Genomic DNA, 13,439 nt, shown 5'->3' on the forward strand with positions numbered 1-13,439 from the left:
CATTAGTTATTAGAAGTGAGGATCAAATATACAATGTTTTCTTAGTCGTTCAAAGCAATTAGACAAACTTACGCTATGGCAGCATGCCATTTTTTTCCTGCTTTACTCATCAATACAAAAATCCCTGGAACAATGATGAACATCTGCACTGCTATCATTACTTGTGGTTCCATTCCAAGTCGTTGCACGGTCCCGACAACAAGGCCAGAACCACTCATCTGGAACAAGCCAAGTAAAGCAGCCGCAGTACCGGCTTTATCACCGAATGGCGCGAGAGCTTTTCCTGCCGCAGCGCCTAGCACCCATGCGAATCCGACCGAAGACATAAAAATCGGCAACATAAAAGCCATGGCCGTCGGTGTTTTAGCCATCGCTAGCATCACAATACCAGCTAAGCCAAGGGTCATAATACCCACAAACAATGTTTTATGCGTCCCGTATTGCTCCATAAACTTCGGTGCTGTCATACAAGCAACGATGTTAATCGCAGCGTTGATCCCGAACCACATGGTGAATTCGTTCATCGTCAGCCCCAAGTTTTCCATCAGGACTACAGGAGCCGAGGTAACATAAGCCAGAATGACGGCCATAGCCAACATACACAATGAGGCGTGGAATAAGAACGATGGAGTTTTGAGCACAGCCATGTAACGACTAGGACGAAATACAGGCTCTTTACTTGGCGCAGGGTTGGTTTCCTTCATTTTCATGAACATCACAACCAACACGATCAAGGCAAACCCAGCCATAAACGAGAAGTTAGATCGCCAACCAAATTGCTGAGTTAGCCAGCTACCAAGAATTGGCGCTAACGCTGGAATAAAGCAAATGGCACCATTCAAGTAGCTGATCATTTTGCCACTTTTTTGTGGCCCAAAAATATCGCGAACTGTTGCAAAAGCTGCTACCGATGTCGCGCACGCACCTAAGCCTTGTAGCAGCCTCGCGATTAGCATCCACTCAATCGTCTGAGCGCCCCACGCCAATAAAGCACTCAACGCATAGATACTAATTCCACCTAATGCAACAGTTCGACGTCCTACCTTGTCTGCCAGTGGGCCTGCAAATAATTGACCGACACCCATAGCGAACAAAAACCATGTAATCGTATCTTGAGCCAGTGCGTGTTCCACGTGAAACGCTTGAGAAATCAACGGTAAGGCTGGCAAATAGATATCAATTGCCAAAGGACTAAACAGTACTAGCAAAGTGAGTAGCACCATTTGCATTTTACCGTGATTTTGTTGATGAGCGGTTGGCACGAAGAAGACTCCCGACAAGAATTGGTGAAATTGTTTGCAGTGTAAGCTAGTCTAGTTATGACATCCAATGACACATAATCATTAAAGATATTCCATATAGGAATTTCACATGAACATAGAAAAACTTGCCCGCCTCGACCTTAACCTTCTTGTATGCTTGAAAGTACTCTCAGAAGAGTTAAACGTGACTCGCGCTTCACATCGCCTATGCCTCAGTCAGTCGGCTGTGAGTAAGAACCTCGCAAAACTGCGTAATCAATTCGACGATCCTCTGTTTGTTCGCCACGCTCATGGCTTAAAACCAACCCCAAAAACACTGTTCCTCAAACCAAAACTGGATAGCTTGATCCATCACCTAGAACAAATTACTCAGCCTGAACAATTCTCGCCAGACTCGAGTGACCATAAGTTTCAGATTGCCGCCGTGGAAAGTGTTTACCCATTAATTCTTCCTCATTTTCTACCAGAAATTTTTAAGCGGGCACCAGGAGTGACCATCAGTACCCATTCATGGGCCGATCAAACCTTTCGTCAGATCCAACGCGGCGACATTGATCTCGGTATAACAGGTAAAGACATAGATATTAACGATGCAAAACTCACTATGCTTCCACCTAACAACATTTGCGAGCAGGAAATATACAGAGATAACCAGATGTGCTTATTGCGCCATAATCATCCAATTCTCTCTGGCCACTGGAACCTAGAAGCTTACCTCGAACAACGCCATGTCCAGGTTCGTTGTGATGGTAATGATCGCTGGCTACTGGATTATCGCTTGGCAGACATTGGTAAAGAACGGGATATTGCCATCACAGTACCTGACTTTAACAGTGCAGCCAGCCTTTGTTCCTATACGGACTTTATCTTTACCGCCCCAAGTCACTTTGTGAAGCTATCGTCTAAACAACTGGGCCTGACCGTCTTACCACTGCCTTTAGAGTTTCCGCCAATGGCCTATACCTTGTTCTGGCATAGAGACCGAGAAAATGACCCTGCTTTGTCTTGGTTACGTAGAATAATCAGAGAAAAAACGACCGCATTGAGATGATTTGCAGGCTGATGGTAAAAGGAGTAGCTTATTGCCACATCGTCCGCTTTATAGAAAGGACGCGTGAATAAATGATGAAGGATTAATAGATGCTTACCACTACTGAACAACGTTTGGCAGCCATTCGCGAATGGCTGGTTCAGCACGATATTGATGCGTTGCTAATACCCCATGAAGATGAATACTTAGGCGAATATGTACCCGCTCATAATGAACGTCTGCATTGGTTAACCGGTTTCACTGGTTCAGCCGGTGCCGCGGTTATCACTCAGAGCAAAGCAGCGATGTTTGTTGATGGTCGTTATACGGTTCAAGTGACCAAAGAAGTCCCTGCAGACTTATTTGAGTATCGCCATTTAATTGAAGAACCAGCTTTAGATTGGGTTAAAGACCAGCTTTCCCCGGGGCAAGTTGTGGCGATAGATCCGCGAATGCACAACTCAGCTTGGCTATCCATGGCGCAGGCAAAGCTTACAGATGTAATGCAGCTCAAAGTACTCTCCAGCAATCCTATTGACGAGCTGTGGCATGACCGTCCGCAACCTGTGGTTTCAGACGTTCGTTTAATGCCTACGGAAGCGGTTGGTCAATCTTGCCAATCTAAGCGTCAGGAGATCAGTCAATTGGTCGCGCAATCAGGCGCTGATAGTGCCGTGATCACAGCACTAGATTCCGTTTGCTGGCTACTCAACGTACGCGGTTTAGATGTTTCTCGATTACCAGTTCTTTTATCACATGTGATCTTACATGCAGATTCAACACTGGAATACTTCCTTGACCCAGCTCGCCTGCCTAACGGCTTTGAACAGCATGTCGGACAAGGAGTTAGTGTTCATCATCCAGAGACACTCCAAGCACGACTTGAATCATTGGCGGGCAAGAAAGTATTGCTCGACCCAACGACCAGTAATGCATGGTTCAAATTAATTCTGCAAAACAGCGGCGCTCATGTAGTTGGTGCGGCAGATCCTTGCTTGATGCCTAAAGCTGCGAAGAATGAGACTGAAGTTGCAGGTATGAAAGCCTGTCATATTCGAGACGGCGTTGCGATGAGTAAGTTCTTGTGTTGGTTAGATGCACAAGTAGCTGAAGGCAACTTGCATGATGAAGCAACGCTCTCCGATAAATTAGAGTCTTTCCGCAAGCAAGACCCAACTCTAATGGATCTGAGTTTCGACACCATTTCTGCTGCGGGTAGTAATGCGGCCATGTGCCACTATAATCATGAGAATCAACCTGAACCTGGTAAGCTAGAACTCAATACACTTTATCTAGTCGACTCTGGCGGTCAGTATTTAGATGGTACAACGGATATCACGCGTACTATTGCTATTGGTCAACCAAGTGACGAAATGATTAAGCAATTCACGCTTGCTCTAAAAGGCCATATTGGTGTTGCTCGTGCCCGTTTCCCGAAAGGCACACGTGGTTATCAGATTGACACATTAGCACGCCAGCATTTGTGGGCAGAAGGCTATGATTATGACCACGGCACAGGCCATGGTGTTGGCCACTTCCTAAATGTTCATGAAGGCCCTGCTAGTATATCGAAGCGACAGATTGATGTTCCTTTAGTCGAAGGTATGGTGCTTTCAAACGAGCCGGGCTATTACCGCGCTGATGCCTTTGGAATTCGTATTGAAAACCTAGAGCTAGTGGTTGAGACTGAAACCAATGGTGACTTTCCAGTTCTTTCGTTCGAGTCTCTAACTCGTTGTCCGATCGATACAAGAAATATTGATGTTAATATGCTAACTAAGCCAGAGCTGGCATGGTTAAATGATTACCACCAAAAAGTTTGGCATGATATTAGCCCCTTAGTCGAAGGGGATGTAAAGGTGTGGTTAGAAAAAGCAACCCAACCACTTCACTACTGATTACTATTAGCAATCGATTCTTGAACTAAAGCTCTCCAATGGAGAGCTTTAGGTTTAAGCGTATCACTAATGTTCCACGTGAAACACTTTAAGCACTTCAGCCGGAATAGACTGAGTGCCAATCCCTCCATACTGGATCAAAACCTCTGGCGCGAATCATCGCTTCAACCGAGCTTGCACTTCTCTCATCACTGATCTCGAACTGCTCCAACTCAGTTTCTTCTGATGCGTAGCCACCAGGTTGTGTTTTTGATGCTGCAGACATTGACGTAATACCCAGTGGCAAAACATTATCTCTGAAGTGTGCTGATTCACGTGTCGATAGAGAGAGTTCTACTTCAGGATTGAGTAATCGATATGCGCAAATCAATTGCACTAACTGCTTGTCACTCATCTCCGATTTAGGTTGCAATGCCCCCGCGCATGGTCTTAATCTTGGAAACGAAATTGAATAACGCGTTTGCCAGTATTTACGCTCTAAATAATCAAGGTGAGCAGCAACATAGAAGCAGTCAGTTCTCCACTCCTCCAAGCCGATCAATGCGCCAATACCTATTTTGTCTATGCCAGCTTTTGCTAACCGATCCGGAGTTTCTAAGCGATATTCAAAATCCGTTTTGTTGCCTCGCAGATGATGTTCCGCATACGTCGAAGGGTGATAAGTTTCCTGATACACCATGACAGCATCCAGACCTAATGATTTGAGTTCTGCGTACTGGTCTTGTTCAAGCGGCTGCACTTCCATCGCTAAGTAGTTAAATTTCTGTTTGATGATGGGCAACATCTCACGGAAGTACTTCATCCCCACTTTAGTTTCATGCTCACCTGTCACTAATAATATGCTATCAAACTTCATCTGTTTAATGGCATTCATTTCAGCTCTGACTTCTTCTTGATTCAGGGTTCGACGTTTGATGCGATTTTCCATTGAAAAACCGCAATAAGTACAAGCATTAGCACACAGATTCGACAAGTAAAGAGGAATATATAGCGAAAGCGTATTGCCAAAGCGCTGTCTAGTTAAAGCATAAGACTGCTGGGCCATTGCTTCTATGTAAGGCTCTGCAGCAGGTGAAATTAGTGCCTTAAAGTCTTCTAGATCACGCTTGGGCTTAGCCAATGCTCGCTCAACGTCTTGCGCGGTTTTGGCATATATCGACATCGAAATGTCATCCCAATTTAGCCTGTTAAATTGGTCTGTAAAAGTCATTCTCACACCTACTCATATTAGAGATCATCAAGGAATGACGTCAAAGGGCTCGATGCAACAGCATGAGAGACTTGCCCAGCCAAGCCAGCTTCATAGGCCAATCGGCCAGACTCAACGGCCATCTTAAATGCCGTTGCCATTGATATTGGATCATAGGCCGCTGCTATTGCTGTGTTTACAAGTACGGCATCCGCTCCCATTTCCATTGCTCTTGCTGCATGTGAAGGCGCGCCAATTCCCGCATCCACTACAACCGGCACATTAGCTTGGTCAATAATGATCTCAAGAAAGTCATGCGATGCTATGCCCTTATTTGAGCCAATTGGAGCTCCTAAAGGCATCACGGCTGCACACCCTACCTCTTCCAACCTCTTACACAGAACTGGGTCCGCATGGCAATATGGCAAAACCGTAAATCCGTCTTTCACCAGTTGCTCGGCTGCTAATAATGTTTCAATGGGATCTGGCATTAGATATTTTGGATCAGGATGAATTTCGAGCTTTAACCAGTTCGTTTCTAGCGCCTCTCTGGCTAAATGCGCTGCGAAAACTGCATCTTTCGCATTTTTTGCCCCCGAAGTATTAGGCAATAAATTCACTCCTGATTGGAGCAAAGGCTGTAGGATATCATCTTGGTGATCATTCACATCTACTCGCTTAAGTGCCATTGTAGCTAATTGAGAACCAGACGCCTTTATTGCGTTTTCCATTAGATACTTGCTGGCAAACTTTCCTGTACCCGTAAACAATCTTGAACTAAACTCTTTGTCTGCGATCTTAAGCATGGCTATTATCCCCCGGCGATGGCCTGAAAAAGTGAAATGGTATCTCCTTCACTCAGACATGTTGTGCACCACTCACTACGAGGCACAACCGTATTGTTAATAGCAAACACACAGCCGATTTCAGGCAGTGAAAATTGCTTAATAATGCTCTCTAAGTCCGACCCCGCACTCACATTATGAGGCCGTTCATTTACTATGATTTGTATCTCACTCATCATTTCGCTTCTTTATTAATCTGTTATAGCGCTTAACCTCTGCAAACAGCGCAATGTTTATCACGGGCAATAGTCATCACTTGCCATTCAAGAGTTAATCCGTTGAATAGATGGAGTTGACTCGGAAGAAAACTGAACCTTCCCATTGCCAGCCTTTGTATCGCAGCCAGTGCTTGATAGTTTCCCAATGTGCCTACAACAGGACCAACAACGCCACTATCGCTGCACTTTTTAGGTTGGTTTAGTTCATCAAAATGATAAAGACAGCGATAGCACCCCATATTGCTGCGCTCTTTTTGCGAATAATCAAATACAGCAAACTGGCCTTGCCAGCCAACGGCTGCAGCAGAGATAAGTGGCTTGCTCTGTTTGAAGCACACTGAATTGACTAATTGGCGCGTTTCAAGATTGTCCGTACAATCTAAAACAACATCGGCCAGCATAACTTCTAAAGCGAGTTGAGACTCTGAAAGCCGTTGAGAGATCGTGCGCAAGCTGATGCCCGAGTTTAGGGCACTCAACTGGTCTCGTATTGCCTTCGTCTTTTCCTCACCGAGGTTAGCCTCTCGATAAACGATCTGACGTTGCAAATTAGTACTATCTACCTTGTCATCATCAACAAGCACTATTTTTCCAACACCAGCCGCTGCTAGATATAATCCTGCCGCACTTCCCAAGCCACCACAGCCAATGACTAGGGCATGGGCTCGATTCAATTTGTATTGACCATCTTCACCAATCTCAGGTAATGACACCTGTCTGTGATAACGTAAAAACTCTTGGTCTGTTAGCACGTTGAGGACTCCTCCGTTAGCCCTCTGAAGAATTGGACGGCATGCTCACATGAAGGCGCGTTGGTAATGGCACTAACCAGTGCCAAACTTGTCACACCACAGTCCCACACTGATTTGGCGTTTGCAGTGTTAATCCCTCCGATCGCAACGGTTGGTATCACAGCGGTTCCATTAGCGGACATAGAGTTAACCAATTTCTGATATAGGGCTAAGCGGACCAAGCCTTGTGGGCTGGACATCAATTGCTTGGTTTTTGTTGGAAAGATGTGACCCAAAGCTAAATAGCTTGGATTGAACTGTGCAACTCGTAGCAACTCAAAATAACCATGTGTAGACAGACCTAAGCAGATATTGGCTTCTGCTAACACTTCAAGGTCAAGCTTCTCTAAGTCTTCTTGTCCTAGATGGACACCGAAGGCTTGATGCTCTATTGCTAACTGCCAGTGATCATTGATAAACACTTGTGCATCATACTGGCGGCCTAGCTCGATTGATCGAACAATCTGTTGCTCTAAATCGAGTTGTTGTGAGTCCTTAATACGTAGTTGTACCGTCTTAACCCCCATCTTCAAGAGTTTCTCGACCCAATCCGCGCTATTAACTACCGGATATAACGCCATCGCAGATTTACACACAGTAGGAAATAAGAGTTGCTTCCTTTTAGTCACACTATCAGTTTGAATACCGGGGCTAATATCCTCAATAAGCGGAATAGGAAAATCTTCGATACATTCGGGCCATGTTTCACGTGAAACATTTATCATTGCCCGAGAAAGGGTCAATGCATCTTCAATCGTGAATTGCAATGAAAGTAGAACAATAACCCAAGATAAGTGACGTATTTCTTCGGTATCGGAAATATGATCCGTGCTTGCCAGCGCATTGCTACCATGGCCATGCAAATTAGCCCAAATATCTATTGATTGTTCTTTCTCTGCAATATTGAGATAAACGTGCACTGGAAACTTGGAAGGCACATACTCTGTAAGAGACAGTTGTGAGTAGTAAATGAGGTAGTAATCTAAATCACCAACCGGAGAAGAACTGATTAAATCAGCCCCAAGAGCAATCGTGCTTTCGCCTTGAGTGATCTGAATAGTTTGAGCAGGGCTAATGCCCAACTCAAACTTATCGATTTCAAACCCTTGCTTCTTGGCCAGCCGCAGGCACAACCCCACCTCATGATGGAGTGTATCCATCATAGCTGGAATAAGGATCTTCACCGTTATCCCTCCGTGATCGAAGTTACTGCAGGGTGATAAAGCTCAGAGCCAGTCTCTCTAAACTCTTTAGACTTTTGACGCATGCCTTCCAATGGGTCATCAAGCAATTTGATTGAGATGGCTTGGTCCGCCGCTACTTGATCAATATCTTTTGCGTATTCTCGAACTTCCTGAGAGATCTTCATTGAGCAGAATTTCGGGCCACACATAGAGCAGAAATGGGCAACTTTACCCGACTCCTGCGGCAAGGTTTCATCATGGAATGCACGGGCAGTATCAGGGTCAAGCGCAAGGTTGAACTGATCTTCCCAACGAAATTCAAATCGAGCCTTAGATAAGGCATTATCACGAATCTGAGCACCTGGATGCCCTTTCGCTAAATCGGCAGCGTGAGCGGCAAGTTTATAAGTGATCAGTCCTGTCTTTACATCTTCTTTGTTAGGCAAACCTAGATGTTCTTTTGGAGTCACATAACACAGCATTGCACAGCCATACCAACCAATCATTGCAGCACCTATACCAGACGTAATATGGTCGTAGCCGGGAGCAATGTCTGTCGTGAGAGGGCCGAGCGTATAGAAAGGCGCTTCATGACAATGCTCTAGCTGCTCTTCCATGTTCTCTTTAATCATATGCATTGGCACATGCCCTGGGCCTTCAATGATCACCTGAACATCATACTCCCATGCGATCTTTGTAAGTTCTCCAAGCGTGCGTAATTCTGCAAACTGGGCTTCATCATTGGCATCTGCAATTGATCCAGGACGTAAACCATCACCAAGCGATAGTGCCACGTCATACTTAGCACAGATTTCACAGATCTCGCGGAAATTGGTATAGAGGAAGCTTTCTTGATGATGAGCCAAACACCATTTAGCAATGATAGAGCCACCGCGTGAGACAATGCCTGTAACGCGCTTGGCTGTCATAGGGACATAGCGAAGGAGTAAACCTGCGTGGATAGTAAAGTAATCAACGCCCTGCTCGGCTTGTTCAATTAAAGTGTCACGCATTACCTCCCAATTGAGATTTTCGGCAATGCCGTTCACTTTCTCTAATGCTTGGTACATAGGTACTGTACCAATTGGAACTGGGCTATTACGCAAAATCCATTCGCGAGTTTCGTGAATATTGCGACCAGTAGACAGATCCATCACTGTATCGCCCCCCCAACGTGTCGACCAAACCAGCTTTTCAACTTCTTCCTCAATTGAGGAGGTCACAGAGGAGTTACCAATGTTGGCGTTTACCTTCACTAGAAAGTTACGGCCAATGATCATAGGCTCAGATTCTGGGTGATTGATGTTTGAAGGGATAATAGCGCGACCTTCAGCGACCTCTCTGCGTACGAATTCAGCGCTGATTTCGTCTGGAAGATTAGCCCCAAAGCTTTGGCCTGGGTGCTGCTGATTCAGAACCTGATCTCGATACTTTGCACGGCCCATATTTTCACGTAACGCAATATACTCCATTTCAGGTGTAATAATGCCTTTACGTGCATAATGCAGCTGAGTAACACATTGGCCACCTTTAGCACGACGGTTGCGTGGCAGGTTGCCATAACGAAGCTCATCGAGCGTTTCATCTTCCAGCCGTTGCTTGGTGTACATTGAACTCACATCATCGAGCACTTCTGTATCATTGCGCTCTTCTATCCACTTCTCTCTCAGCTTAGGTAAACCACTGTACAGGTCTATGGTATGAGTAGGATCGGTATAGACTCCTGAAGTGTCATAAACCCTGATAGGTTCATTAGGCTCGAAAATCGGCTCTTCTTTTGTGCCACCAATAAGGCTATCAGCTAGAGTGATTTCGCGCATAGGCACACGAATATCTGGGCGTGAACCTTGTACGTATACCTTGCGTGAATTGGGGTACGGTTGTACCGAGAGAGAATCAATAAACTGTTTTGCTTCCAGTCTCGCTTGCTTGCGACTCGACATAGCATTTTTCCTTGCTTTGTTATTCTAGATAAAAAGATTTTGGATAAAAATGCTTGGCGGATAGATGCGACAAGAGGTATCAAAGTAATAAAGAAATGTATTACTTGAATGTAGATAGATCACAGGTGCGAAAATACAGTGATCTCTTCTCCTGTTCCCTTCGCAGATACTAATCTGATCAGGTTCAACGGATCCCGAATTAACGGTCTCAGCCTTATGGCACTCCGACAAGTAAAATCAGTATATAAAAACGGCCTGGTGAAACCAAGCCGTGTAGAAGAATATTAGCGAAACTTTACCCCAAAATTAGCTCTTAATCAGTATTTGAAAGCCAATCCAAGCCGCTGAGATACTAAGTATAACGTTTAATAGTACGTTGAGACCCATCTTAAAAAATGCACCTTGCTGCATGAGTAATACATTATCCATGGAAAAAGTCGAAAAGGTCGTCAGAGCCCCAAGAAAGCCTAAGCCAACGATTTGTCGCCAAGGTTCGGTGGCCAACATTTCATTTTCAAATGCCGCGATCAGCAAGCCCATAATAAATGAGCCCACTACGTTGACCGTCAACGTACCATAGGGAAAACCACGCCCAAGTAAAACAACACACAATTCTGAAACCAAGTATCGCGAGCATGCGCCAAAGGCACCACCTAATGCGATAAATCCAAGTATAGAAAGTTGTCCCATGGTTCCTCCTGTCAAATTCTGCCATATTGTATCTGGAATAAGGCTATTTTCGAATCAAAATCGCAACACATTATCTCAAATTAATTCTGAGATTTAAAAAGTTACAGGAGTCACTTTACTTCAATGTAACCCATTAATCCGGTTTTCATGTGTTCAATCACATGGCAGTGATACATCCAGCGCCCTGGATTATCTGCAACAAACGCCGCTTTGGCTCTACCGTTTTTACCTAGCAGTACGGTATCGGTATGGAACGGTTCTGCAATCTTTTTACCGTCCATTTCTAGAACTGTGAATGTATGACCATGGATATGGATCGGGTGGTGATACTGGGTGACGTTCTTTAAGTCAAAAATATAAGTCTTCCCCAATTCAAGTGTTGCCAAAGGTGCTGGAATATTATTTTTGCTCATACCTTCCCATGACCGTTTATTGGTTAACCAGAATTTGGGCATAGCTTTACCATCTTTACTCGTTGGGGTAACCGCGCCCTCCCACTCAAAAACAAAGTCAATTTCCTCAGCATTAGCCAAATCAAGCTGAGGCACTGGATTCAATGGTAACTTGGGCAATGGTTGAGACTCAGGCAAAGAAGATTTAACAACTTCGAATTCACACAGAGGGAATGGGAAACGTCCCTTCATTTGACGAACATAGACACGCTCACCAGCTTGAGGAGCAATAAGACCTATATCAACCCTCATTCCTGGGCCAATTTTATGCTGAGATAGCTTATAGGGCGTTTTTACCGGGTTACCATCGATAGCGATGACCCATGCCTCAGCACCTTCCACTGCAATCGGGTAAGTAATAGTATTGTCGACATTTGCTATTCGCAACCGTGTGGTCGCTCTGGCCTTCAGTTGGTAAATCGGCTCATGTATACCGTTCACACTACTCCACTCCCCTGGAGTGCCCATTCGTGCACTCATACGCGGGATCATTAAGTCTTTCCACTGGCCTTGCTTGTCTAGGTGCCAGTGCTTAAGCATCAATTCATGCTCTTCATCAAAGATAACAGGCTGGCTCTCTTCAACAATGATCAATCCTACCAATCCCATTCCAAGTTGCTTCACACTGTTCATATGCGGGTGATACCAGAATGTGCCGGCATCAGGTGGTGTAAATTCATAGCTGAATGTCTCACCTGGCATGATAGGTGGCTGGCTAAGGAATGGGACGCCATCCATCTCAATAGGAATTCTCAGTCCATGCCAATGGATGGTAGTCGGCTCTGATAGTTTGTTAGTGAATCTTATGGTAACTGGCTCACCTTGACGGCAGCGGATCGTAGGCGCAGGAATCTGCCCATTGAATCCAAGCACTTGGGTTTGATAATCAGGCACCAATTCTGCAGTCGCAGGTTCAGCCGTAATATCGTAGACATAACGCCCTTGCGGATCAGTAGACCGGTTCATTGAACAAGCAGGAAGTACACTAAGCGCAGAAATAGCGAGTGAGGATTGCAAGAAGCGACGACGAGAGATTTCCATATTCTGATAACTTTTATTGATTCATTAGCAAAATGTAACAAACAATTAAGAATAATACTCAATAGAAAAGTAATTTTTAATGCCACTTAATATCACTGGATAAATGACAGATAAGAAAGAAAAATAATAGCCCATGTCTTTGACTATTGAGTTATCTCGGGCGAGTTACGACTCTACAGATTAGACATTCATAGTTGGAATGAAAAAGGCTCTAGTCTTTCGACTAGAGCCTTAAATATGGCAGGGGTGGAGAGATTCGAACTCCCAACACGCGGATTTGGAATCCGCTGCTCTGCCAATTGGAGCTACACCCCTAAATTCTCTACAATCAGGTTCGAATGGATTAGAACTCCCAACACGCCCTATCACAAGGTATCTGGGGAATCCACTGCTCTTTATTCTTTCGAATTAGAGCGACACCACTGTAGAATCTTTTCAGATTTTAGATTCGAAAAAACCTCGCTATAAGCGAGGCTTCGAAATAAGTGGCGGAGCGGACGGGACTCGAACCCGCGACCCCCGGCGTGACAGGCCGGTATTCTAACCAACTGAACTACCGCTCCGCACTGGTTAGACTCTAAGTCTAAATGTAAAGCCTGGCGATGTCCTACTCTCACATGGGGAAGCCCCACACTACCATCGGCGCTATTGCGTTTCACTTCTGAGTTCGGCATGGAATCAGGTGGGTCCACAACGCTATGGTCGCCAAGCAAATTCTTAATTCGGAAAGCTGTTATTGTGTTCTCAACACATTCAATGTTCTACTTTGAGTCCATCAAAACCCTTTGGGTGTTGTATGGTTAAGCCTCACGGGCAATTAGTACAGGTTAGCTCAACGCCTCACAACGCTTACACACCCTGCCTATCAACGTTCTAGTCTCGAACAACCCTTTAGG

The 13,439-nt window shown here is 45.0% G+C and carries 11 protein-coding genes, 2 tRNA genes, 2 rRNA genes and 1 riboswitch; of the genes, 2 read left to right on the top strand and 13 right to left on the bottom strand.

What is annotated here, in order from left to right; translation table 11 throughout:
- Nucleotides 1–68: 68 nt before the first annotated feature.
- On the bottom strand, nt 69–1,229 hold the full coding sequence (locus tag L1D23_RS18585; protein WP_239870216.1) for a multidrug effflux MFS transporter: 1,161 nt from the start codon (nt 1,227–1,229) through the stop codon (nt 69–71).
- A 142-nt stretch (nt 1,230–1,371) separates the two neighbouring features.
- Here L1D23_RS18585 and L1D23_RS18590 point away from each other — a divergent pair, with 142 nt between their 5' ends.
- Nucleotides 1,372–2,313, top strand: a complete 942-nt coding sequence (locus tag L1D23_RS18590; protein ID WP_239870149.1) for a LysR family transcriptional regulator — start codon at nt 1,372–1,374, stop codon at nt 2,311–2,313.
- Nucleotides 2,314–2,402: 89 nt separating this feature from the next.
- A complete protein-coding gene (locus tag L1D23_RS18595; RefSeq protein WP_239870168.1) occupies nt 2,403–4,190 on the top strand; it encodes an aminopeptidase P family protein in 1,788 nt (595 codons plus the stop codon).
- Between the two features lie 97 nt (nt 4,191–4,287).
- On the opposite strand, the gene thiH is transcribed toward L1D23_RS18595, so the two are convergent.
- The 12 genes from thiH to L1D23_RS18655 all read right to left on the bottom strand — a co-directional run.
- The gene (gene thiH / locus L1D23_RS18600; RefSeq protein ID WP_239870171.1) at nt 4,288–5,400 is read right to left on the bottom strand and encodes a 2-iminoacetate synthase ThiH; all 1,113 of its coding nucleotides are present in this window, start codon (nt 5,398–5,400) and stop codon (nt 4,288–4,290) included.
- A gap of 17 nt (nt 5,401–5,417) precedes the next feature.
- Complete coding sequence (locus L1D23_RS18605; RefSeq protein ID WP_239870174.1) at nt 5,418–6,185, bottom strand: thiazole synthase; 768 nt, start codon at nt 6,183–6,185, stop codon at nt 5,418–5,420.
- Nucleotides 6,186–6,190: 5 nt separating this feature from the next.
- Nucleotides 6,191–6,400 carry a sulfur carrier protein ThiS gene (gene thiS / locus L1D23_RS18610; protein WP_239870219.1) on the bottom strand — a complete coding sequence of 70 codons (210 nt, stop codon included), beginning with the start codon at nt 6,398–6,400 and terminating at the stop codon, nt 6,191–6,193.
- 32 nt (nt 6,401–6,432) lie between these two features.
- A complete protein-coding gene (locus tag L1D23_RS18615; protein WP_239870177.1) occupies nt 6,433–7,194 on the bottom strand; it encodes a HesA/MoeB/ThiF family protein in 762 nt (253 codons plus the stop codon).
- Nucleotides 7,188–8,417 (bottom strand): thiamine phosphate synthase, encoded by a 1,230-nt coding sequence (locus L1D23_RS18620; RefSeq protein WP_239870195.1) that lies wholly within the window; start codon nt 8,415–8,417, stop codon nt 7,188–7,190. Before L1D23_RS18620 ends, L1D23_RS18615 begins: the two co-directional genes overlap by 7 nt.
- A gap of 2 nt (nt 8,418–8,419) precedes the next feature.
- Nucleotides 8,420–10,360 (bottom strand): phosphomethylpyrimidine synthase ThiC, encoded by a 1,941-nt coding sequence (thiC, locus tag L1D23_RS18625; protein ID WP_239870198.1) that lies wholly within the window; start codon nt 10,358–10,360, stop codon nt 8,420–8,422.
- A gap of 138 nt (nt 10,361–10,498) precedes the next feature.
- Nucleotides 10,499–10,597, bottom strand: a riboswitch (TPP riboswitch).
- A gap of 69 nt (nt 10,598–10,666) precedes the next feature.
- Nucleotides 10,667–11,050, bottom strand: coding sequence for a fluoride efflux transporter CrcB (gene crcB, locus L1D23_RS18630; RefSeq protein WP_239870201.1), 384 nt, complete (start codon nt 11,048–11,050; stop codon nt 10,667–10,669).
- A 110-nt stretch (nt 11,051–11,160) separates the two neighbouring features.
- Nucleotides 11,161–12,543, bottom strand: a complete 1,383-nt coding sequence (locus L1D23_RS18635; protein ID WP_239870204.1) for a multicopper oxidase family protein — start codon at nt 12,541–12,543, stop codon at nt 11,161–11,163.
- Nucleotides 12,544–12,781: 238 nt separating this feature from the next.
- Nucleotides 12,782–12,858, bottom strand: a tRNA-Trp gene (locus tag L1D23_RS18640).
- Between the two features lie 171 nt (nt 12,859–13,029).
- Nucleotides 13,030–13,106, bottom strand: a tRNA-Asp gene (locus L1D23_RS18645).
- Between the two features lie 31 nt (nt 13,107–13,137).
- Nucleotides 13,138–13,253: ribosomal RNA gene (gene rrf / locus L1D23_RS18650) — 5S ribosomal RNA — on the bottom strand.
- A gap of 86 nt (nt 13,254–13,339) precedes the next feature.
- Nucleotides 13,340–13,439, bottom strand: a 23S ribosomal RNA gene (locus L1D23_RS18655); the annotation flags it as partial.

Origin of the sequence: Vibrio sp. Isolate24, from assembly GCF_022398215.1 — a bacterium.
Classification (GTDB): Bacteria; Pseudomonadota; Gammaproteobacteria; order Enterobacterales; family Vibrionaceae; genus Vibrio; species Vibrio coralliilyticus_A.